Origin of the sequence: Rhizobium sp. TAL182 (assembly GCF_002117725.1) — a bacterium.
Lineage (GTDB): Bacteria > Pseudomonadota > Alphaproteobacteria > Rhizobiales > Rhizobiaceae > Rhizobium > Rhizobium esperanzae.
In genome coordinates this window covers 142,172-164,728 of sequence record NZ_CP021026.1, presented here as the reverse complement: position 1 = coordinate 164,728, position 22,557 = coordinate 142,172, and the positions used below count along the sequence as shown (strand labels likewise).

The following is a 22,557-nucleotide window of genomic DNA, read 5'->3' as shown; positions in this document are numbered from 1 at the left end:
TCATTCAGACGGAACCGCCGATGCCTCACCTAGTCGACAACCTCAAGATCGCCTGTGCCACGCAGCGTTCCATTTCGCATCTTTGCCGCGCGATCGATATCAACCGGCAGCAATTCAATCGATATATCAACGGCCAGACGAGGCCGTCTGCCCATAATCTCGCGCGCATAGCCAAGTATTTCGATCTCGACGCAGCCGACTTTGGTCTCGCTCCCAGGCTCTTTCGCGAGCGGCTTCGCAAACCGACTCTCGACCTCAATCAAAGTTCCGAACTATTAAAGGCGTTCCCAGGCGATCTGACCGCGCTCCGGCGCCATATTGGCTATTTCCAGACCTATCATCGCTCCCCGTCCTGGCCGGGGATGGTTGTCTGTTCGTGCAGCCGCTTTGTGGAGAAGGGTGGGCTTGTGCATGTCAAATCAATGGAGCGTCTGCGGGACGCTGGAAACGGCATCCAGCAATTTTCGAAATATGTCGGCCTTGCGGCCTTCTATCGAAACCGGATCTTCATAACGGAGCGAGTCGTCGGCCCGAATCCGGTACTTTCACAGACGATCCTCCTGCCATTCGATGAGTACCAGCGCGTCTATCTGCGCGGGACGACAATGGGAGTTTCGTGGCGACGGGAAAATCTCCCGTATGCGTCGCGGATGATCTGGCGGCATGTCGGCGCCGAGCCCAACCTGCGCGAGCTTCTGTCGCGTTGCGGACCACTGCCGCTGTCTTCACGCCAGCTGCCACCGACGGTGCGCTCGTTCCTCGCAGATCCATCCGCGGAAGTGTATGCAGTGCCGGCAGAGTATTGAAGACACCGATTTCCAACGAAGCCATCATATCCGGATGAGTGCCGAAAGATTTCGAGCCTTCAATTCCCGGCGCTTGCCATCTTCCGCGTCGTCAGCACCCGTTCCAGCCAGCCAATTTCCATTTCGGGCACCGATTTCAACAGCAGATCGGTGTAATCGTCGAAGGGTGGCGACAGCGCCGTCGATTTCGGCCCGAAGCGCACCAGCTTGCCGCGATGCATCACCGCCACGCTGTCGGCAATCGCCCGGACGATCGCGATGTCATGGGTGATGAAGATGTAGGACAGCTGTTCCTCCTGCTGTAGTCGCAGCAGCAGCTTGAGGATACCCTCGGCCACCAGCGGGTCGAGCGCCGAGGTCGGCTCGTCGCAAAGAATGAGCTCGGGCTTGGCGGCAAGGGCTCTTGCGATCGCCACCCGCTGCTTCTGGCCGCCGGAGAGTTCGGCCGGGTAGCGGTCGATGAAGCCGTTGCCCATCTCGATCTGATCGAGCAGTTCCTTCACTCTGGCCGTCTTCTCGGCACCTCTGAGACCATAATAGAAGGTCAACGGACGCCCTATGATGTCGCGGACCGTCTGCCTCGGGTTCATCGCCGTGTCGGCCATCTGATAGATCAGCTGGATACGCCTGAGGTCGTCGTTTTGCCGGTTCTTCAGATCGGGCACCAGTGGCTTGCCGCCGAAGACGATGCGTCCGCTCTTCGGCGGCAAGAGGCCGGTAATGGCGCGTGCCAGGCTTGATTTTCCGGAGCCGGATTCGCCGACGACGGCAAGCGTCTGCCCCTTTGGCACATGCAGCGAGACATCGTGCAGTACCTTGAAGCCGTTGGAATATTCGGCGCTGACATTCTCCACTTTGAGAAGGGCCGTGGACTGATCGGCGGCTTCCTCGCGATAGGCCTGCCTGACATTGACGAGGGCGCGGGTATAGTCCTCGCGCGGCGCCTCGATGATCTGCTGAACACTGCCATATTCCACCTGCTTGCCATGGCGCAGGACCATGATGTCGTCGGAAATCTGCGCGACGACGGCAAGATCGTGGGTGATGTAGAGGGCGGCCGTATGGGTCTCCTCGATCGCATGCTTGATCGCCGCCAGCACGTCGATCTGCGTGGTGACGTCGAGTGCCGTGGTCGGCTCGTCGAAGACGATGAGCTCGGGGTTGGAGCAGAGCGCCATCGCCGTCATCGCGCGCTGTAGCTGGCCACCGGAGACCTGATGGGCAAAGCGCTCGCCGAAGGTTTCGGGATTGGGCAGGCCGAGGACCCGGAACAGATAAAGCGCCCGTTTGCGCGCCTCCTCCCTCGTCATCAGCCCATGTTTGACCGAGGCTTCGATCACCTGATCGCCGAGCCTGTGCGCCGGATTGAAGGCGGCCGCCGCCGATTGCGCGACATAGCAGACGCGGGCGCCGCGGATTTTGCGGATGCCGTTCTTGCCCAGCGCCAGAATATCGGTGCCGTCGAGCCGCACCTCGCCGCCGGTGATTTCGGCCCCGCCGCGGCCATAGGCAAGCGCCGAGAGCCCGATCGTCGACTTGCCGGCGCCCGATTCTCCGATCAGGCCGAGAACCTTGCCCTTCTTGAGGTCGAAGGACACGCCGTCGACGATCGTTACCCGCTTGGGCGGTTCGCCAGGCGGATAGCTGGTCGCTTCGATCTTGAGATTGCGAACGGAAAGAAGCTCAGGCATCGCCACGCCCTCCCTTGAGGCTGGATGTGCGTTTCAGGAGCCAGTCGACGACGAGGTTGACGCAGATGGCGAGCACCGCAATCGCCGTGCCCGGCACCAATGCGGCTGAAATGCCGAAGATGATCCCATCCTTGTTATCCTTGACCATGCCGCCCCAGTCGGCCGCCGGCGGCTGAATCCCGAGGCCGAGGAAGGACAGCGTCGAGAGGAACAGGATCGAGAAGGCGAAGCGCAGTCCGAACTCGGCCAGCAGCGGCGACAGCGTGTTCGGCAGGATTTCCCGGAAGATGATCCAGAGCCTGCCTTCGCCGCGCAGCTTGGCCGCCTCGACGAATTCCATCACCGCGACATCGAGCGCCACGGCGCGGCCGAGACGATAGACGCGAGTGGAATCGAGGATCGCCATGACAAGGATCAGGACAATGATATTCTGCGGCAGGACCGCAAGCACCACCAGCGCGAAGATCAACGTCGGGATCGACATCATCAGATCGTTGAAGCGGGAAAATATCGTGTCGACGATTCCGCGCGAGACGGCCGCCGTGAAGCTCAGGATGATGCCGAGCGAGAAGGAGATGATCGTGGCAGCGGAGGCGACGAGCAGCGTCGTGCGCGCGCCGTAGATCAGCCGCGAGAGGATGTCGCGGCCGAGATTGTCGAGGCCGAAGATATAGTGATCGTCAGGCAGCTGCCACACGTCGCCGACGACCTGGGTCTCCCCGTAGGGCGCGATCCAGGGTGCGAAGAGCGCGAAGATGAAGGCGACGGCAATACCTGTTAAGCCGATCCAGGCAGTGATGGGAATGTCTCTCGCTCTCATCGCGGATGCCTCAACCTTGGATTGGCGACGATCGCAAGAATGTCGGCGATCATATTGAGGAAGATGTAGACGGCCGCGAAGATCAGGCCGCAGGCCTGCACCACGGGCATGTCGCGCACCGTGACCGCGTCGACCATATATTGCCCCATGCCGGGATAGACGAAGACCACTTCGACGACGACGACGCCGACCACGAGATAGGCGAGGTTCAATGCGACGACATTAATGATCGGCGCCAGCGCGTTGGGGGCGGCGTGCTTGACGATCGCGCGGAAGGCACTGAGACCCTTAAGCTCGGCGGTCTCCATATAGGCCGACGACATCACCGAGAGGATCGCAGCCCGGGTCATACGCATCATATGCGCCAATACGACGAGCACCAGGGTAGCGGTCGGTAGCGCGATCGCCTTCAGCCGCTCGGCGAAGCCCATACTGTCGTAGACGGTCGCCGGAAAGGTGGCGATGCCGAACTTCACGGCGAAGAAGAGGATCAGCAGGTAGCCGATGAAGAATTCCGGTAGCGAGATCGCGGCAAGCGAGATCACGTTAATGATCTTATCCGGCATGCGGTTGCGGAAATGCACCGAGAACATGCCGAGGCCGACTGCCAGCGGCACCGAAATCACCGCGGCGAACCCCGCCAGGAAGAGCGAATTGCCGAGACGTTTGCCGATCTGCTCGCTCACCGAATTCTTGCTGGCCCAGGAGGTGCCGAAGTCACCCTGGACGGCATTGCCGAGCCACTCGACGTAACGTGTCGTCACCGGACGGTCCAGTCCGAGATCCTGGCGGATATTGGCAACGGCCTGCGGCGTTGCCGACTGGCCGAGATAGGTGGTGGCAAAATCGCCGGGCAGGGCTTCCAGCCCGCCGAAGATCAGGATGGAAACCGCAAAAAGCAGAATAATGCTGAGCACGAAGCGCTCGAGGATGAGGGCAAGCAACGGAAAACGCTGCCGGAGCCTCAGGCCCGGCAAGATATTGCTTGGGGCAGGGTTGGTCATGGCAAATGCCTTTGGCTAAAACGTCGGGAGGACCGCGGGTTTTCTTCCCACGGTCCCAGCTTCGTCGGAGATTGGAGGGGCGCTGCACCCCTTGCCATCAGGCGTCCAGCCAGACGCGGGTTGCGACGTAGCCGTTCGACATGTCGTTGCCGATGTCGTGGACATACCCCTTCACCTGCTTGGTAGAGGCGTTCACGAAGTCGTTGAACATCGGCAGGATCACGCCGCCTTCATCGCGCACCATCATCGCCATGGTGCGATACATGTCCTTGCGCTTGGCTTCATCAAGCTCGGAACGGGCCTGCAACAACAGCTTGTCGAAGTCAGGACGCTTGAACTTGGTGTCGTTCCAGTCCGCCGTCGAGAGATAGGCGGTCGAATACATCTGATCTTGCGTCGGCCGGCCGCCCCAGTATGAGGTCGAAAAGGGCTGGACGTTCCAGACATTGGTCCAGTAGCCGTCGCCCGGCTCGCGCTTGACCTCGATCTCGATGCCGGCCTTCTTGCAGCTTTCCTGATAGAGGACAGCCGCGTCGACGGCGCCGGGGAAGGCGACTTCGGAGGTGCGCAGCAGCACCGAGCCGCTATGACCTGACTTCTTGTAGTGGAAGGCCGCCTTGTCGGGATCGTAGGCGCGTTGCTCGATGCCTTCGGGGAACAGCGCATAAGTGGCGTTGATCGGAAAATCGTTGCCGACCTTGCCGTAACCGCCGAGGATCTTCTGCACCATGGTTTCGCGGTCCATGGCGTATTTGAGCGCCAACCGCAGGTCGTTATTGTCGAACGGCGCCTTGTCGCAATGCATGATGAAGACGTAATGGCCGCGGCCGGCAGTCGAGAGGATCTCGACATTGGGGGCGCGTTTCAGGAGGTTGACGGTCTTCGGATCGACGCGGTTGATATAGTGCACCTGGCCGGACGACAGTGCGGCGATGCGGGCGGTTGCGTCGTTCATGCCGATGATCTCGATCGAATCGACGTAACCTCGGTCGCTGCGCCAGTCATCCTTGTTCTTCTCGAAGGTAGCGCGTACACCAGGCTCGAAGCTCGTCAGCTTATAGGGGCCGGTGCCGATCGAGGCGAGGGGATCGTCGACGCCGCCATTCGGCTGGATCACCAGATGATAGTCGGAGAGCAGCAACGGCATGTCGGCATTGCCTTCGCTGAGCGTCAGCACCAGGTTGCCGCCGTCAGCCTTGATCTCCTTTATCGAGCCGAGAACGCCGAGCGCGCCGGATTCCGACTTTTTATCGGTGTGACGCTTCAGCGTCGCGACGACGTCATCGATCGTCAGTTCCTTGCCATCGTGGAATTTGACGCCCTTGCGGATCTTGAAGGTCCAGGTAACGGCGTCCTTCGACGGCTCCCAGGATTCGGCGAGCGCCGGCACGGCCGCACCGGTCAGTGGGTCTGACTCAACCAGCATGTCGCCCCAGCAGCGGCCGACGCAGAACATGAACTGCGACAGGAATTTCGCCGGGTCCTTGGAATCGGTGGCGGCACCACCTTCAAGGCCGAGCTTCAGGTGGCCGCCGTGCTTCGGTTCGGCGGCTTCGGCGCTTTCGGTGAAGAGCTTGTCGGCAACGGCGAGTGTGATGCCCGCCGCCATGGCGCGTCCCATGAATTCGCGGCGGCTGAGCCCGCCCGCGGTGACGCGGCTTGCGAGGTATTTCGTATAGTCGTTCATTCCCCAGTTCCTTCTTTGTGTGCGTTGACAGAACTTCCGGGCAGGTCGCAGGCGGTTTCCTCTCCACCTCCGGTGCCCGCATCATGCGGGAAACATAGCGGTTGTTGCCGCCTGACTATTCTCCTTTCCAAATGGGGGTGCGCTTCTCGGCGAAGGCGCGGACGCCTTCCAATTGGTCTGCGCTCGAATAGAGGCGGTCGACGGTTGCAAATTGCCGTTTGGTGATCTTGTTCATGGCAGTCTGGAACGTCGAACCCTCCGCTTCTCGCACGATTTCCTTGATGGCCGCATAGACAAGCGGCGGCCCGCTTTCGAGCAGGCGGGCGAGCTCCCAGGCTCTCGCCATCAGCCGATCGGCCGACAGGACCTCATTGACGAAGCCCCAGCGATGCGCCTCGTGCACGTCGAGCCAGCGCCCTGTTAAAAGCATGTCCATGGCGATGTGATAGGGAATACGCTTCGGCAGCTTGATCGACGCCGCATCGGCAACCGTGCCCGAGCGGATTTCCGGCAGGGCGAACGTCGCATGCTCGGCGGCGAGGATCAGATCGGCCGAAAGCGCTATCTCCAATCCGCCGCCACAACAGATGCCATTGACCGCGCAAATGACTGGCTTGTTGAGGTCGCGCAGTTCCTGCAGTCCGCCAAAGCCGCCGACACCGTAATCGCCGTCGACCGCATCGCCTGATGCGGCCGCCTTCAGGTCCCATCCGGCGCAGAAGAACTTTTCGCCCCCACCCGTCACGATGGCGACGCGCAACTCGGGATCATCGCGGAAATCGCGGAAGATCAATCCCATGACACGGCTGGTCGCAAGGTCGATGGCATTCGCCTTCGGCCGGTCGATGACGACTTCCAGAACGCCGCCGTCACGTCGTGTGCGAATAGGGTCGCTCAAACCTGCGTTACCTCCTTCGCCGTATGAGGGCATCAACTGCGGCCACACCGCGCCCTTCGGGAAGAACCATCAACGGATTAAGGTCCAGTTCCTCCAGTCGCACCGCATTCGTTACGACATATTCTGCCGTAGCTGCGACAGCATCGACGGCAGCTTCCAGATCGCCTCTCGGCCGGCCGCGATAGCCATGAATCAATTTCGCAATCTTGAGACGCGAAATCGCTGCGTGGATCTCGGCTTTCGTCGCCGGAAGCGGCAGGATGACCGAATCCTTGAGCAATTCCACGAAAATTCCGCCCGCTCCCAATGTCAGCGACAATCCGAAGACGGGATCGCGGGAGGCGCCGACGATGAGCTCCGCGACCGGAGGATCGATCATCTTCTCGACGAGATAACCGGCATCGCAGGCCATGGCCGCTGCCGCATCCGATACGGCCTGCGCATTCCTAAGATTGAGCACGACAGCTCCTGCCTCTGTCTTGTGCGCTATGCCGAGGCCCTTCAGAACGACGGGGAAGCCGAGCCGTTCGGCCTGCTCTGCGGCTTCGCGGGAAGAAAAGGCCTGCAGCCCTCGGGGAACGGGAAGGCCGCAGGCAGAAAGTTCGATCTTTGCATCCGCTTCCGTCAGCGTTTCGATCTCGCCGTCCATAGGGCGCACATCGAGCAGCGGGGGTGGTGGCGGGCGATCCCAGGCCCGGCCGATAGCGGCGGCGACTTCTGCGGCGGTGATGGCTTCATCGATGCCGGAGAAAGCGACGATACCGTTTGCCATCAGACGATCGGCGACTGGCTCCGGCATGTTCTCGGGAAGGGTTGCGAGAAGACCGGCGAGCGCACCGGTCGCAGAGGCGGCAGCGATGACGGCGTCTGCCGTCGTCATCCATTCGGCTGCATCGCAGCGGTCGCCGCGCGGAAAATCGAGGACGACAAGGTTGAGGGCACAGCCACCCGCGAACATGGCGGTAAAGGCTTCCGTCTGGCGCGCCGCATCGCCCCAAACGAAGGTGTGGTAGTCGAGCGGGTTGGAAAGCGCCACCATCTCGCCCAGCACCTGCCGCAGACGCGCCAATTGCTGCGGCTGCAAGGCCGGGAATTCCACCTTGCGGCCGACGGCGGCATCCGCCATCAGCGAAGCCTCGCCGCCCGAACAGCTCATGGATGAGATCGATCGGTTCGGGAGAGGCCCGGCGATATGCAGAAGCTTCAGAGTTTCGATCAGCGCCGGCAGGCTTTGGACACGGCCGATGCCGAGGCGGGCGAGCACGGCATCCGCTACCGCATCACTGCCGGCAAGCGAGGCGGTATGCGACACCGCCGCGTGTCTTGCCTGCTCGGACCTGCCCACCTTCAGCACAACGACCGGCTTCTTCGACTGGCGGGCAATGGCGGCAAGACGTTCAAGGGCGGAGAGATCGCCGAACCCTTCGACGTGCAGGCCGACTGCCGTGATGCGCGGATCGTCGATGAGCGCGCAGGCGACATCGGCAAGTGATGTCTGCGCCTGGTTGCCTGCGGTGACCACATAGGCGATCGGCAGCCCACGGGTCTGCATGGTGAGGTTGATAGCGATATTGGACGACTGCGTGAGGATCGCGACGCCGTGTTCGACGCGCTTCATGCCGTGCTGGTCGGGCCAGAGAAGCGCGCCATCGAGGCCGTTAATGAGCCCGTAGCAGTTCGGCCCGAGGATCGGCATGTCGCCGGCCGCCTCGACAAGAGCCCGCTGCAGCTCCGCGCCATCGGCAAGTTCCGCCGTCGCCTCGCTGAAGCCCGATGCATAACAGACCGCCCCGCCGGCGCCGGCGCGCGAAAGGCCGCGCACGATGTCGACGGTAAGCGCTCTATTAACGCCGACAAAGGCGGCGTCCGGTGCGGCAGGCAGATCGGAAAGGGAGCGGTAGCAGGGCCGCCCGAGCACCTCGTCCAATTTGGGATGAACGGGCCAGATTTCGCCGGCAAAACCCATTCGGTCGCATTGCTCGATCACCCGGCGCGCCTCGCGGCCGCCGAAGACGGCGATCGTTTGCGGTCTGAGCAGGCGGTCGAGCGGGGTGGATGTCATCGGCTCACGCTCCCAGCGGCCGGAGCAGGTCGCGGCTGATGATATGCCGTTGGATTTCGGACGTGCCGTCCCAGATGCGCTCGACGCGCGCATCGCGCCAGAACCGGGCAAGCGGCAGGTCATCCATCAGACCCATGCCGCCGTAGATCTGGATCGCCTCATCCGTCACGCGCGCCAGCATTTCGGAGGCATAGAGCTTCGCCGAGGCAATCTGCCGGTCGGCCGAGAGACCGGCATCGATCCGCCAGGCGGCGGCAAGGGTCAGCCAGTCGGCCGCGTCGATCTCGGTGATCATGTCGGCGAGCTTGAACGACACGCCCTGATTAGCGCCGATCGGCTTGCCGAACTGCTTGCGTTCGGCGGCATAGGGCAAGGCCATCTCGAAGACGCGCCGCGCCCGGCCGACGCAGGTGGCGGCAACCGTCAGCCGCGTGCCGTAGAGCCATTGATTGGCGATATCGAAGCCACGATGCACCTCGCCCAGCACCTGGGCTTCAGGAATCCGGCAATCGGTAAAGCTCAGGGTACAGTTGTGATAGCCGCGATGCGAGACGGAATCATAGCCCTTCAAGATCTCGAATCCCGGCGTGCCGCGATCGACGAGAAAGGCGGTGATCTTCTTCTTGATGCCCTTCGGCGTTTCCTCCTCGCCCGTCGCGGCAAAGACGATGACGAAGTCAGCGACATCGGCATGCGAGATGAAATGCTTCGTGCCGTTCAGCACGAAGTCCCCGCCGTCGCGGCGGGCAGCACACTTCATGCCGCGCATGTCGGAACCGGCATCCGGCTCGGTAATGGCAAGCGCATCGATCTTCTCGCCGCGCACCGCCGGCAGGAGATAACGCTGGCGCTGCTCGCCCTCGCAGGCCATCAGGATGCCCGAGGGACGGCCGAAGAAAACCGTCAGGCCGAGCGAGCCGCGCCCGAGCTCCCGCTCCACCAGCGTGAAGGTGACGTGGTCGAGGCCGGCGCCGCCGACCTCCTCGGGAAAATTGCAGGCATAGAAGCCGAGATCGATGCATTTGCGCTGGATCTCGCGTCCAAGCTCCGGCGGGACGATGCCGCTGCGCTCGACCTCATTCTCATGCGGATAGATCTCGGTCTCGACGAAAGCGCGAACCGTCTCGACGATCATTTCTTGTTCTTCGCTGAGACCAAAATCCATGCCGATCCTCCTTATCGCCTCTGGCCGACGTGACGGCCGGCGCCCTCGGGCAGCGTCAGTTCCGCATGGGACGCGGCAAGCGCCTTCACCCTGTCGAGGACCACGGCGGGCGCCGCCGCTGCCTTGCCCTCCCTGCTGTCGACATGCAGCAGCATCTGCTCGGCGGTTGCGATAAGCTCGCCCGCCGTGTCGTGCAATGTGTGGAACACATGCAGCCGCTTCTCGTCGGCGGCCAGGATCTGGCAGGCCGAATGAATCGCCTGCCCGAGCTTCGCCTCGCCGAGATGGCGGATATGGCTTTCCACCGTGTAATAGCTGTGCCCCGCCTCGACATAGGCAAGGTCGACGCCGACGAGGCGCAGCAGCGCATCGGACGTATCGCCGAAGACCTGCAGATAGCGGTGTTCGGTCATGTGGCCGTTATAGTCGACCCAGGCCGGGCTCACTTTGGTTTCGACAAGCCGCAGCGGCTTCGAAGGATCGGCGGGCATGGTCTCGCCGCCGCCGTTCGCCCAGAGCGATTGCTCGAACTCCTTGAGCAGCTTGCCGGCGCCCCAGCCTTTGCCGCCGTCGCCGCCCTTCAGCGCCTGGAGGATACCGACGAGATTTTCGTCGCGGATACGCTCGAGTTCGCGGATCGAAAGACCGCCGGCCTGCTCGTCGGACTGCCCGCCGATCTTTTCGATCAGCGCATCGTCGAGATCGACGACATCGGTAAGCTTGGTCCAGGGCCAGGCAAGGCAGGGGCCGAACTGGGCGAGGAAATGACGCATGCCGGCCTCGCCTCCGGCGATGCGGTAGGTCTGGAACAGGCCCATCTGCGCCCAGCGCAGGCCGAAGGAGTAGCGGATGACGTCGTCGAGCGTCTCGACCGTGCAGATATCGTCGTGGATGAGCCACAAGGCCTCGCGCCAGAGCGCCTCGAGCAGCCGGTCACCGACGAAGGCTTCGATCTCCTTGGCGATGTGGACGCCCTTCATGCCGATCGGCGCCAGTCTTGCGATCGCCGCCTGGATCGTCGCCGCCGAGGTCTTCTCACCACCGACGATTTCGACGAGGGGCAGCAGATAGACCGGATTATAGGGGTGAGCGACGAAGAGCCGTTCGGGATGCTTCATGTCGCGCTGCAGATCGGTCGGCAGCAGGCCCGACGTGGAAGAGCCGATCAGCGCGTCCGGGCGCGCAGCCGCATCGATCTCGGTCAGGACGCCGCGCTTGAGATCGAGCCTTTCCGGCACGCTCTCCTGAATCCAGTCGGCGTCAGCGACGGCTTGCGCGAGCGTCTCGCAGAAGGTCAGCCTGCCGCGCGGCGGCAAGGGCGCGCCGGTCAGCATCGCATAGGCCTTTTCGGCATTGGCGATAACCTCGCCGACGATGCGGCTTGCCTCCGGATGCGGGTCGAAGACATCGACGTCGATGCCGGCCAGCAGGAAACGGGCGATCCATCCGCCGCCGATGACGCCGCCGCCGATACAGGCCACCTTGCTGATCTTGGTCATGATATCCTCAGCGCTTCGTCAGCTTCAGCTTGTTGCGCACATCTTCAGGTCCGATGATCCGCGCCCCCATGCCCTCGACCACCTGCACGGCCTTTTCGACGAGCTGCGCATTGGTGGCGAGCTGGCCCTTGCCGACGAAGAGGTTGTCTTCCAGGCCGACGCGCACGTTGCCGCCGGCCAGAACCGCCGCTGCCGGATAGGCCATGGCGTTGCGGCCGATCGAAAAGGCCGAGAAGGTCCAACTCTGAGGCACGTTGTTGACCATCGCCATGAACGTGTTGAGATCGTCGGGCGCGCCCCAGGGAATGCCCATGCAGAGCTGGATCAGCACCGGGTCCTCGATCAGGCCTTCCTCGGCGAGTTGCTTGGCAAACCAGAGATGGCCGGTATCGAAAGCCTCGATCTCAGGGCGTACGCCGAGATCCGTCATCTTCTTGGCCATCGCCCGCAGCATGGCTGGCGTATTGGTCATGACATAGTCGCCGAGATTGAAGTTCATCGTGCCGCAGTCGAGCGTGCAGATCTCCGGCAGGCATTCGGCGACATGGCTGACGCGCTCGCTGGCGCCCGCCATATCAGTGCCCTTCGGATTGGGGGGCAGGGGGCTTTCGACATCGCCAAAGATCAGATCCCCGCCCATGCCGGCCGTGAGATTGAGGACGACGTCGACATCCGCCGAGCGGATGCGCTCTGTGACCTCCCTGTAGAGATCGTTGCGGCGGCTCGCGGCCCCCGTTTCCGGATCGCGGACATGGCAGTGAACAACGGCCGCCCCAGCCTTGGCGGCGTCGATCGCGGATTCCGCGATCTGCTTGGGAGTAATGGGAACGTGGCTGGATTTGGAAACCGTATCGCCGGCACCGGTGACGGCGCAGGTGATGAAGACATCGCGGTTCATTGCTAGAGGCATGTTTTGTTCTCCCCGTCTTGTCAGGCATTACGCGACAGGATCGGCAGCAATGCTTTGCATTTTCGGAAGCTATCGATACATTATCGGAAACCTTGGGAGGCGGTCATGCTGCAGCGGTCGACGGAACGGCTCGATATCGACCTTCTCGTCCTGCCGGATACGAACCTGATCCTGATCGCGTCGGTCATCGAGCCGCTGCGCGGCGCCAACCGCATCGCCGGCAGCGAGCTCTATCGCTGGCGGCTGCTGACGCCGGACGGCGCGCCGGTGCCGACCACCAGCCATATCGCCGTCCCGGCCGAAGGCACCTTCCAGGCGACGGCCGAGGACAGGCCGCTCTTCGTGCTGGCGAGTTATAACTGGCATCGCAGCGCAACGCCGGCATTGAAGATGCAGCTTTCCCAGGCCGCCCGCTACCGTAGGATCATTGCCGGCATCGAGTCCGGCACGTGGCTGCTCGCCGAAGCAAGCCTGCTCGATGGGCTGCGGGCGACGGTCCATTGGGAGGATTACGAGGACTTTGCACTCGCCTATCCCGAGGTCGGGGCCGTCAAGGATCGCTTCGTCATCGACGGCAAACGGCTGACGACATCGGGTTCGCTTCCGACCGTTGACCTGATGCTGGAAGTGATCCGGCAACGGCAGGGTTATTCGCTGGCGCTCGAAGTCAGCCGGCTGTTCCGCTATGAGCAGCCTTCCTTCCATGCCGACGAAACGCTTTCCGCCGCTTCGGCGGGGCTGCGCGCGCACGATCCCCGCGTGACGCAGGCGGTGCATCTGATGGAGGAGCATATCGAGCAGCCTCTGGTGTTGGCCCGGCTCGCCCGCAGGGTCGGTGTCAGCGCCCGGCATCTGCAGGACCTCTTCCAGCAGAGCATCGGCGCGCCGCCGCACGTGCATTACCTCGCGCTGCGCCTGAACACGGCGCGCCGCAAGGTCATCGAAACGACCGCCTCCTTCGCCGACATCGCGGCGGCGACCGGCTTCAATTCGGCCTCGGCCTTCGCCAGAAGCTACCGGGCGAGTTTTTTCGAGAGCCCGTCGGAGACGCGCCGCCGCTTGCGCCGCCGCATCATATCATCGGCGCCGACATAGGCTGGAATGCGTCCCGCAACATTTCGGCCAATTCCCGCACCGCCTCGCTGGAGCGGAAACTATTGCGGCGCAATACGACCTTGGAGGAATCGACCGGCGGAAAACCGTCCTCGGCGGTCAGTTCCCGGCATCCGGGCGGAATGCTGCTGCGGGACAGCGTGGTGACGGCAAGGCCTGCAGTTAGGGCGTTTTTCAGCCCCGAACCGGTATCGGCAATGAAGGCGATCCGGTAATTGCGGCCGATCTGTTCCAGTGACCGGAGCGCAAAATCACGTGACCAGGTGGAGTTGCGATAGGTCGCGACGGGCAGAGGATCTAAGTCGTGCAGCCGGTGGACCAGCGACGTCACCCAGACGGTCGGGTCGATGCACAGAACCTCGCCTTTCCTCTGATCGCTCCAGTCGAACACAACGGCAAGATCAAGTTCGTCCCGCTCCAGGGCGGCGAGGTTGCGGACCGTGTAGTCGCAGGAGACGGTCACTTCGACCGCCGGATGGCGAACCGCGAAAGCCGCAAGCGCTGCCGGCAGTACCGTCTGGCTGTATTCCTCGGGAATTCCGATGCGCACCGGGCCGTCAAGAGGCTTGCTGCGGATTGTCGCGGCCGCCTCGTTCAGAAGATCGATGACCCTGCGGGCATAGGGCACCAGCTGAATGCCTTGGCGCGTCAGCAGCACACCGCGGGCGCCGCGCTCGAAAAGGTTTTCGCCGATTGCCGCCTCAAGCCGCTTGATCTGGGTGCTGACGGCAGATTGCGTCCGCCCGATGCGCTGGGCGGCCGCCGAAAAGTTCGACGTCTCGGCGACGACAAGGAAGGTTCTGAGAAGATCGCTCTCGATCGGTTCTTGCATCGGCAGCCATAGAGAAAATCGATGATAGCTATCACTACTATTCGTTTGTCTAATGTCAATTCCTGGCGCAGAAATGGGCGGCGTTCGACTTCCTTCTTTGAGAATCTCTGCGTGACCATTGAAAATCCGGCTAGACAACTCGCAGGCAGCGAGCATGAGAAGGGTGTGCTTCTCATCGTTGCCGCGACACTTGCCTGGAGTGCGAGCGGCGTTTACTCGCGACTCCTCACCACCGACGTATGGACGGCAATCGCCTGGCGGTCGCTGTTCGGAGGCCTGTTCCTGCTGATCCCCTGCCTTTTCCTCGAAGGGGGCATCTCGCGGCGGCAATGGCGTTCCGTCCTCCATCCCACAGGTCTGGCGATGATCGCATGCCAGACCTTCAGTCAGGGATGCTTCATCGGGGCGCTCTACATGACCACCGTCGCCAATGTGACGATGATCTATGCGACCACGCCCTTCATCGCGGCGCTGTTCGGCTGGCTCATCCTCAAGGAGAGAGTGGCCAGGCGGACGATGATTGCCGGCGCCGTGTCCCTCTTCGGCGTCGGCATCATCGTCGCGTCGTCGATCGGCGGCGGCACGGGCTGGGGCGATCTTCTGGCGCTCGGCATGACCGCCTCGTTCGCGCTCGTCATCATCATTCCGCGCATCGACCCCGGCGTGCCGAGCCTGCCGCCGACCGTGGTCAGCGCCTTCCTCACTCTCGTCATCTTCGCGCCTTTCGGCTCGGTCGGCTCTCTCGACCTGCACAACTGGATCGTCCTTGCCGCCTTCGGCGCCACCAATTTTTCCCTCGCGCTGGTGCTCTTCCTTGCCGGGGCAAAGCGGATGCCGCCGGCCGAGGCGGCGCTGATCGGCACAATGGAAATCGTGCTGACGCCCTTCTGGGTTTGGCTGTTGTTTTCCGAGCAGCCGCCGATCGCCACCTATTTCGGCGGCGCGATCATCATCGGCGCCGTGTTCTGGCACACGGCGGTCGACTTCAATCGGAACCGCCGGCCGTAGGCGGCTAGCTGCCGCCTATCCTCCGGTCCACTGACGCGACGGGTTTGGCCGTGTTCGCTCATGCGCCGATGAGCGACCAAGCGATTGCCGTGGCGACCGCTCCACCCGGCACGGGCCAGCCCTTTGTAGCTCCAGGTGGCCTCAGCCTCGATCAGCCAAAGAACGCACGAAGCTGAGCGAAAAACCCGCCTGGTTTGTGAGCCGCCATCTTTCGTACGCGGCGAGCTAGTGTTGCAGCGCTGACGCGTTCTCCGAAATGACAAAAGCAGACCAGGTCGTGCAACTGCTCATCGTTGAGTTCGAAGAACCGCCTGGCTTCTCCATAGCTGTCGTTTTCCATTCCTGCCGCCCGCAGAATGGGATCAGCGAACGCAACAGAGATCGGAGTGTCGTCGTCCCGCAAGGCAAGCCGATCGGCAATCGGCTGATATTCGGTTTCGTGAAGCGTCTTGAGAAACGGCCTGGGACTGTGTTCCAGACTGTCGGCCCACCGTTCAAGCCGTTCGCGCCTCGTCATTTCAAGGCGATTATAGGTCGTGCTGACCTTCGCGATCGTTTTCAACTGCTCGAGTGCATGCTGTTCCATTTCGGCCTCCTATCCCCGGAAAAATAGATGGTCCGCTCCCAAGAACAGCCTCGCTCAGGTCACAGCCGAAGTCCAATCACGATTGAAAACGACATCTGCCGCTGGCCAATAGATGTGATCGCAAGTGCCACGAGTTTAACGGGGGGAAGCCCGACAGCTGCGATAACATCATCCGGAGCGATCCGGAAAACTGCCGCATTCGCGAGATCAATCTGTCGTCCCCTACCGAAAGTGATGACAGCTTTGCCGCCCTGTCGCCTGGAGGTGCACCTATGTCGTTTTTTCGGGCGCCGTTTTCGGTCAGGCATGGTTTTCTGGTCATGTTCACGGCGCTGCCTCGCAAGTTGGCGACATGAACATGCGAGGCTGGCCAGCCGCCGGCGCGCTGCCCCGTAGCGGTAGAAGAACTGAAGTCCTGAAAGCGGTCGTCGGATTGACATCCAGAGACCTCGAGACGGATCGAAAGGAGGTTCTGGAGCCCGAAACCAGCTCTGTGCGCAGCAGATCTCCGGATTGCGGCGGGCGATGACGAGCGGAACGACAGGCCAGACCTTTCGTGTTCACTCTCTCCTCGATTCAGCTGCCCCCGCCTATCTGCGAAATTTCGAAATATCGCCCCGTGCGGCGATCTGAATGCCGGACTGCAGAGGAGGCAGGCCGGAGGAATAGTTGTCGTCGACTGCATCGGTTGCAGCTCGAGGCATTCAACACATGGGAGGAATCCATGAGCAAGAATAGAGGCGTCGTTTATTTGAGGCCGGGCAAGGTCGAAGTTCGCGACATCGACGACCCGAAGCTGGAAGCGCCCGATGGCCGCCGCATCGAGCATGGCGTGATCCTGAAGGTTATCTCCACCAACATCTGCGGCTCCGACCAGCACATGGTCCGCGGCCGCACGACGGCAATGCCGGGCCTGATCCTCGGCCATGAAATCACCGGCGAAATCATCGAGAAAGGCGTCGACGTCGAGATGCTCGACATCGGCGATATCGTCTCGGTGCCGTTCAACGTTGCCTGCGGCCGCTGCCGCTGCTGCAAATCTCAGGATACGGGCGTCTGCCTGACGGTAAACCCGGCCCGCGCCGGCGGCGCTTACGGTTATGTCGACATGGGCGGCTGGATCGGCGGGCAGGCACGCTACGTCACTATTCCCTATGCCGATTTCAACCTGCTAAAAATCCCGGATCGCGACAAGGCGATGGCGAAGATCCGCGATCTCACCATGCTTTCCGACATTCTGCCCACCGGCTTTCACGGCGCAGTGCGCGCAGGCGTCGGGGTCGGATCGACCGTCTACGTCGCCGGCGCCGGCCCGGTCGGGCTTGCGGCTGCGGCTTCGGCTCGCATCCTCGGCGCCGCCGTCGTCATGATCGGTGACTTCAACAAGGATCGCCTGGCGCATGCGGCGAAAGTCGGCTTCGAGCCGATCGATCTCTCGAAGAGCGACCGTCTCGGCGACATGATCGCCGAGGTGGTCGGCACGAATGAGGTGGACAGCGCCATCGATGCGGTCGGCTTCGAGGCGCGTGGCCATTCCGGCGGAGAACAGCCGGCGATCGTGCTCAATCAGATGATGGAGATCACCCGCGCCGCAGGTTCGATTGGTATTCCCGGCCTCTATGTGACCGAGGATCCGGGCGCCGTCGACAATGCCGCCAAGCACGGCAATCTGTCACTCCGCTTCGGTCTCGGCTGGGCAAAAGCACAATCCTTCCACACCGGCCAGACGCCGGTGCTGAAATATAATCGCCAGCTCATGCAGGCGATCCTTCACGACCGGTTGCCGATCGCCGATATCGTCAACGCGAAGGTCATCCCGCTCGACGATGCCGCCGCTGGATATGAAAGTTTCGACCATGGCGCGGCAACGAAGTATGTTCTCGATCCGCACGGAGAGGTGGCGAAAGCCGCCTGACGCCAGGGACTGACGACAAGATTTACGCCGCCGCGCCTGTTTTCGCAGGCGCGGCGGCGTAACAGTCTGAATCGATCGATCACCAGTGCTTTACGGCAAAACTACTGGATGCTGAACGGGAAATACTTGGCGTTGATCATGTCGTAGGTCCCGTCGGCCTTGATGGCCTTCAAGGCCTCGTTCAGGCGCGCAAGACGCTCCTTGTCGTCCAGGCGCAAGGCGATCCCGGCACCTTCGCCGAAATAGGTGACGTCGACCAGATCCGGTCCCTTGAACTCGCAGCAGGTTCCCGCCTTCGTGTTGGCGATCCAGTCATAAATGGCAAGCTTATCCTCGAGGATAATGTCGACGCGCCCGTCCGATAGACCCTTGTATAATTCCGGTGAAGACCGGAAAACCGTCTTCTTCATCTCCGGATAGAAGTGGTTGGCATAGGATTCCTGCGCCGTGGACGATGTCACCCCGAGCTTTTTGCCACTGAGGGCGGCAGGGCTGACGTCGTTGATCGGCGAGTCCTTGCGGGCGATGAACACCGACGGGCTGGTGTAATATTGCTCGGTAAAAGCGACTTTCTGACGGCGTTCCAGGCTCATCGACATGGACGAGATGATCGCGTCGTATTTGCCGGCGACGAGATCGGGGATCATGTCGTCCCACTTTTCGATGATGAACTGGCATTCGAATTTGCCGGCTTCGCAAAGGGCATTGGCGATATCGATGTCAAAGCCTTGCAGCTGGTTATTTGCGTCAAGGTAATTGAAGGGCGGAAATGCACCTTCGACGGCAACTCTCAGAGGCGTGCGATCTTGCGCAGCCAGCTGCAGCGGCGAGGCGGCGGCGAGAAGGAGGCCCAATCCGCCCGCCATCAGCGCTCCGCGCAGTATAGTCTGAATGGATAGGCGCAACATCGTCGGAAACTCCTTGTAGCGTAGTCCCGCCATAGTGCGCCCCAGCCTTTAATTCTACGTGAACGCTTCTTTGTTAACGTCCACGAATGCGCCCGTGGTGGGTTCAGGGGTTTAGGCTTGCATATCGTTGTCCCTTCCAGCTCCAATACGTTTCAGCAATCCTGGATCGCTTCGGGGAGAATTCTGTTCCTGATCGCTGTCAGCGGGCTCGGAGCGATCGGACTGGTCGTGCTTTCCGCACTCTGGGCGGGAACCGAGAGCGATGCGGCAGCCCTCGATAGACAGCGTCAGCTTGTCAATGCGCGCCTCAGGGAACAGGTCGATCAAGTCGCGCATGTCATCGGCCAATTCGGTAATGGCTACCTCTCCGGCGTTTATCCCGCCTCCCGGGCTGCCGGAGTTTCCTCCAGCCTCGATACCGTTCTCACGGCGGCGGCCGGGAGTGCGATCAGCCACACTGCGATGTCGGCCTTCGGCTATGACCAGGCCTTCGTTGTCGATGACAAGGCGCAGCTGATCATGCTGACCGATGCCGAAACCGAAAAGCGCTATCGCTGGATGAGACCGCTCTTTCTGCCTCTCCTGAAAGACGCCCGGCTGACGGCGAACCAGGGCACCGTTTCCAGCGAACGGACCCCATCATCATTGGAAAGCCGAGCGGCCAACACCGCCCGGTCGAACCATGCACTGGCCAATCTGATGCGGCTCGAAGGCCGGCCGACGATCGTGGGCGTCGTCGCCGTCAACGAAGCCGCCGAGGGGCAACCACAGCCCATGCGGCAATTCCTGATCGTCGTGCGGTTTCTCGACGGCGCAGCGCTCGACGAGTTGAGCCGGCAGCAAGGCCTCAACGGCGCGCGCTTCGCGCGAACGGCCGACGCTGACGAAAACGAGGTTGCGTTCCAGATCGACGCAACGGCAAACGGCGAACCGATCGGCTTTATCGTGTGGCGGCCTGATCTTCCTGGTTCGAGGGTGATCGGCCGCTTGATGCCGGCGCTTTCGATTGCCGCCCTGGTGATCGCGGTCCTGTTTTCGGTTCTGCTGGTGCGCCTGCGAAGCAGTCTCGGCGAACTGAAGAAAAGCGAGCTGCACGCCAGGCAGCTCGCCTTGCATGATGTGCTGACCGGCCTTCCCAACCGCGCCTTGTTCGCGATGCGGTTCGAGGCGTGCCTGGCCGATACGCGCAATTCTGCCGAGCGGTCGGCAGTGGCGCTTCTTGACCTCGACCGCTTCAAGGCGGTGAACGACACCTTCGGGCATGCTGCCGGCGACGATCTCATCAGAATGGCTGCGGAGCGGATCCACGCGTTGCTTCGTCCGGACGACACGCTTGCCCGGCTCGGCGGGGACGAATTTGCCCTGCTTCTCCGGAACGTCAAAGATGATCAAATCTTGCCCTCCATCTGCGAAGCGATCGTTGGCGAACTTGGCAGGCCCTTTCCGCTTTTGAGAGGCGAAGCGGTCGCCCGGGTCGGCGGCTCGATCGGTGTGACCGTGGTGCCGGACGCCGGACGCAATGCCGACGATCTCATGCGTTATGCTGACGTCGCGCTCTACGAGGCTAAGATGGGCGGAAGAGGCCAGTGGCGCGTCTATTCGCCATCCATGGACGGTGGCAGGAATGCGCGTGACGTCCTCAAGAACGAATTGCGAGATGTTCTGGCGAAGAGCACGGCCTTGTCGGCCGGCGTTCCACAACCCGGTTCGATCGGCCACAGACCGGACTTCGGGTCGCTTGAGGTCTACTATCAGACAGTGCATCGCGCCGAGGGCGGATACTCGGCGTCGGGCGCGGAGGCTCTCGTGCGCTGGCGCCATAGTCAGCGCGGACTGTTGATGCCTGCCAGCTTCATCCCTGCGGCCGAGGAAGGCGGCCTCATCGACGCCCTTGGTCTCTGGGTGCTGCGCGAAGCCTGCAGAGCTGCCTGCAAGTGGCCTAAAGACACCTTTGTGGCCGTGAATGTGTCTCCCTCCCAGCTGAGAAGGCCCAACTTCGCCGAGGAGGTCTTCGCAGTGCTTGAAGAGACCGGCTTGCCGCCGTCTCGATTGGAGCTCGAACTCACCGAGTCCTCGCTGATCGAGGATAGCTCGGATGTCTACACGGTACTGAAATCGCTGCGTGGCTACGGAGTTCAGATTTCACTGGATGATTTTGGAACCGGCTTTTCGTGCCTCAGCCACCTGGTCCGCTTCGACATAGACCGCATCAAGATCGATCGTTCCTTCGTCTCGCAGCTGGGCGCAAAAGCCAACGGCGCTGCCATCATCGGCGCCATCGTCACTCTCAGCCGCAACCTCGGGATTTCGACGACGGCCGAAGGGGTCGAAACCGAATATCAAAGGGACTTTCTGGCCGCCCTCGGCTGCACCGACCTTCAGGGCTACTTCTTCTCCAAACCGGTTCCGCTTCGCGAACTCGAGTGCTTCGGCAAATTCGAAAGCGGCGCCGCACGGACGATCGCTCCAGGAGCCATTGCCTGAGCACCGTTTGATCTTTTGGCGATCAGGAACTTTCGTCCCGGGCAGCGGTTGACGCCCCAGAGCCTTCCTCGTCAGATTGAAGCATTCTGACCAGGAAAGGCTCTAGGACGAACGGAGGACGTGATGGGTGAGATCGGCGAGTGGCGGCACCTTTGCGTCGACATGCAGCGGATGTTTGCCGAAGACACGCCATGGCACGTTCCATGGATGGCCCGGATCTCCCCTCAGATCGAGGAACTCGCCGGCCGCTATCCGTCCCGAACGATCTTCACCCGTTTCGTGCCGCCTCAGCATGCGGATGCGATGCCGGGAAAATGGCGCGATTATTACCGGAAATGGTGGATGATGACAGGTGAGCATCTTCCGCATGGCCTCGTCCAGCTGACTTCCTCGCTCGCCTCGCATGTTCCGCCGGCAAGATATTTCGACAAACGCACCTATTCCCCCTGGATCGACGGCCGCCTTCATACGATCCTTCGATCGGAACGGGTCGACACCCTCGTAATTACCGGTGGGGAAACGGACGTCTGCGTGCTCGCCGCGACGCTCGGCGCCATCGATCTCGGCTATCGTGTCATCATGCTGAAGGACGCCGTCTTCAGCAGCGCCGACGACACCTATGACGCATCGCTGGAACTTCTGCACGACCGCTTTTCCGTGCAGCTGGAGCTCATGGAGACCGTTGAATTCTTGAGCGGCCTTGGCTGAGAAGCCTTTCCGGCGATCTTTTCTTGATATGTATCAAGGCTGGGCTCCCCGCGCCGGCATAAGCTCGCCGGGCAGCCTGCCAGAGGAGCCCGGCAGCGCTTCTTGCGACAGGTTTGCGAAATCAACCGGTCCGGAGATAAGCAATGTCTTTGAAGCTGATCAGTGGAATGATGAAGTCGTCCGGCGAGGAAGCCCTGCTGGTCATGGATGCCGGCGGCACGAACCAGATGGTCGTTATCGACAGGGAAGCCCTTCTTGAGGTTGCCCAGCCGCCGCGTTGCGACGAAAGCCGGCTTCAGGAAAATATCGGCCTTTTCGGCCGGATTGCCTGCGCGAAATTCGATCGCGGCGATATCGAGCGCGATGGGCGCATCAGAATTCATGCAGCCGACCTTGTCGCATGAGTGCCGCTCACCTCCCTGACGTGGTGAGGCTCGCATAGAAAGTGGCGCGTCGTATCC

Annotated in this window: 19 protein-coding genes; 7 read left to right on the top strand and 12 right to left on the bottom strand. The window is 61.9% G+C overall.

Translation table 11 applies throughout. The features are described 5' to 3' along the window. Positions 1 to 20: 20 nt before the first annotated feature. Positions 21 to 806, top strand: a complete 786-nt coding sequence (locus Tal182_RS23775; RefSeq protein WP_085861251.1) for a helix-turn-helix transcriptional regulator — start codon at positions 21 to 23, stop codon at positions 804 to 806. Positions 807 to 865: 59 nt separating this feature from the next. Here Tal182_RS23775 and Tal182_RS23770 read toward each other — a convergent pair whose 3' ends face one another. The 9 genes from Tal182_RS23770 to Tal182_RS23730 all read right to left on the bottom strand — a co-directional run bounded on the left by Tal182_RS23770 (position 866) and on the right by Tal182_RS23730 (position 12,542). Next, a complete protein-coding gene (locus Tal182_RS23770) occupies positions 866 to 2,497 on the bottom strand; it encodes an ABC transporter ATP-binding protein (protein WP_064806990.1) in 1,632 nt (543 codons plus the stop codon). Then, on the bottom strand, positions 2,490 to 3,317 hold the full coding sequence (locus Tal182_RS23765; RefSeq protein ID WP_085861250.1) for an ABC transporter permease: 828 nt from the start codon (positions 3,315 to 3,317) through the stop codon (positions 2,490 to 2,492). Before Tal182_RS23765 ends, Tal182_RS23770 begins: the two co-directional genes overlap by 8 nt. After that, positions 3,314 to 4,321, bottom strand: a complete 1,008-nt coding sequence (locus Tal182_RS23760) for an ABC transporter permease (RefSeq protein WP_085861249.1) — start codon at positions 4,319 to 4,321, stop codon at positions 3,314 to 3,316. Before Tal182_RS23760 ends, Tal182_RS23765 begins: the two co-directional genes overlap by 4 nt. 97 nt (positions 4,322 to 4,418) lie before the next feature. Next, positions 4,419 to 6,008 (bottom strand): ABC transporter substrate-binding protein, encoded by a 1,590-nt coding sequence (locus tag Tal182_RS23755; protein ID WP_064819661.1) that lies wholly within the window; start codon positions 6,006 to 6,008, stop codon positions 4,419 to 4,421. A gap of 115 nt (positions 6,009 to 6,123) precedes the next feature. Then, positions 6,124 to 6,906 carry a carnitinyl-CoA dehydratase gene (locus tag Tal182_RS23750; RefSeq protein WP_085861248.1) on the bottom strand — a complete coding sequence of 261 codons (783 nt, stop codon included), beginning with the start codon at positions 6,904 to 6,906 and terminating at the stop codon, positions 6,124 to 6,126. Between the two features lie 7 nt (positions 6,907 to 6,913). Continuing rightward, positions 6,914 to 8,968 (bottom strand): acetate--CoA ligase family protein, encoded by a 2,055-nt coding sequence (locus Tal182_RS23745; RefSeq protein WP_085861247.1) that lies wholly within the window; start codon positions 8,966 to 8,968, stop codon positions 6,914 to 6,916. A 4-nt stretch (positions 8,969 to 8,972) separates the two neighbouring features. Continuing rightward, entirely contained in the window at positions 8,973 to 10,133 is a 1,161-nt protein-coding gene (locus Tal182_RS23740) for an acyl-CoA dehydrogenase family protein (protein ID WP_085861246.1), read from the bottom strand. Positions 10,134 to 10,144: 11 nt separating this feature from the next. Then, positions 10,145 to 11,632, bottom strand: a complete 1,488-nt coding sequence (locus Tal182_RS23735) for a carnitine 3-dehydrogenase (protein WP_085861245.1) — start codon at positions 11,630 to 11,632, stop codon at positions 10,145 to 10,147. Between the two features lie 7 nt (positions 11,633 to 11,639). Then, positions 11,640 to 12,542, bottom strand: a complete 903-nt coding sequence (locus Tal182_RS23730; protein ID WP_085861244.1) for a 3-keto-5-aminohexanoate cleavage protein — start codon at positions 12,540 to 12,542, stop codon at positions 11,640 to 11,642. A gap of 105 nt (positions 12,543 to 12,647) precedes the next feature. Here Tal182_RS23730 and Tal182_RS23725 point away from each other — a divergent pair, with 105 nt between their 5' ends. Further along, positions 12,648 to 13,637 carry a GlxA family transcriptional regulator gene (locus tag Tal182_RS23725; protein ID WP_064806970.1) on the top strand — a complete coding sequence of 330 codons (990 nt, stop codon included), beginning with the start codon at positions 12,648 to 12,650 and terminating at the stop codon, positions 13,635 to 13,637. On the opposite strand, the gene Tal182_RS23720 is transcribed toward Tal182_RS23725, so the two are convergent. Then, on the bottom strand, positions 13,615 to 14,487 hold the full coding sequence (locus Tal182_RS23720) for a LysR substrate-binding domain-containing protein (protein WP_085861243.1): 873 nt from the start codon (positions 14,485 to 14,487) through the stop codon (positions 13,615 to 13,617). The genes Tal182_RS23725 and Tal182_RS23720 overlap by 23 nt on opposite strands. A 111-nt stretch (positions 14,488 to 14,598) precedes the next feature. On the opposite strand from Tal182_RS23720, the gene Tal182_RS23715 reads away from it, so the two are divergent. Then, on the top strand, positions 14,599 to 15,495 hold the full coding sequence (locus tag Tal182_RS23715; RefSeq protein WP_085861242.1) for an EamA family transporter: 897 nt from the start codon (positions 14,599 to 14,601) through the stop codon (positions 15,493 to 15,495). Between the two features lie 151 nt (positions 15,496 to 15,646). Here Tal182_RS23715 and Tal182_RS23710 read toward each other — a convergent pair whose 3' ends face one another. Next, on the bottom strand, positions 15,647 to 16,081 hold the full coding sequence (locus Tal182_RS23710; RefSeq protein WP_085861241.1) for a hypothetical protein: 435 nt from the start codon (positions 16,079 to 16,081) through the stop codon (positions 15,647 to 15,649). A 724-nt stretch (positions 16,082 to 16,805) separates the two neighbouring features. On the opposite strand from Tal182_RS23710, the gene fdhA reads away from it, so the two are divergent. Then, on the top strand, positions 16,806 to 17,996 hold the full coding sequence (gene fdhA / locus Tal182_RS23700) for a formaldehyde dehydrogenase, glutathione-independent (protein ID WP_064807192.1): 1,191 nt from the start codon (positions 16,806 to 16,808) through the stop codon (positions 17,994 to 17,996). 101 nt (positions 17,997 to 18,097) lie between these two features. Here the strand turns inward: fdhA and Tal182_RS23695 are convergent, their stop codons facing one another. Then, the gene (locus Tal182_RS23695; RefSeq protein WP_064806964.1) at positions 18,098 to 18,904 is read right to left on the bottom strand and encodes a transporter substrate-binding domain-containing protein; all 807 of its coding nucleotides are present in this window, start codon (positions 18,902 to 18,904) and stop codon (positions 18,098 to 18,100) included. Positions 18,905 to 19,021: 117 nt separating this feature from the next. On the opposite strand from Tal182_RS23695, the gene Tal182_RS23690 reads away from it, so the two are divergent. From Tal182_RS23690 to Tal182_RS23680, 3 genes are all read left to right on the top strand, one after another. After that, positions 19,022 to 21,388, top strand: coding sequence for an EAL domain-containing protein (locus Tal182_RS23690; protein WP_085861240.1), 2,367 nt, complete (start codon positions 19,022 to 19,024; stop codon positions 21,386 to 21,388). Between the two features lie 123 nt (positions 21,389 to 21,511). Continuing rightward, positions 21,512 to 22,096: an isochorismatase family cysteine hydrolase gene (locus Tal182_RS23685; RefSeq protein WP_085861239.1), complete on the top strand. Its 585-nt coding sequence runs from the start codon at positions 21,512 to 21,514 to the stop codon at positions 22,094 to 22,096. A 143-nt stretch (positions 22,097 to 22,239) separates the two neighbouring features. Continuing rightward, positions 22,240 to 22,500 carry a hypothetical protein gene (locus Tal182_RS23680; protein WP_085861238.1) on the top strand — a complete coding sequence of 87 codons (261 nt, stop codon included), beginning with the start codon at positions 22,240 to 22,242 and terminating at the stop codon, positions 22,498 to 22,500. Positions 22,501 to 22,557: the final 57 nt, after the last annotated feature.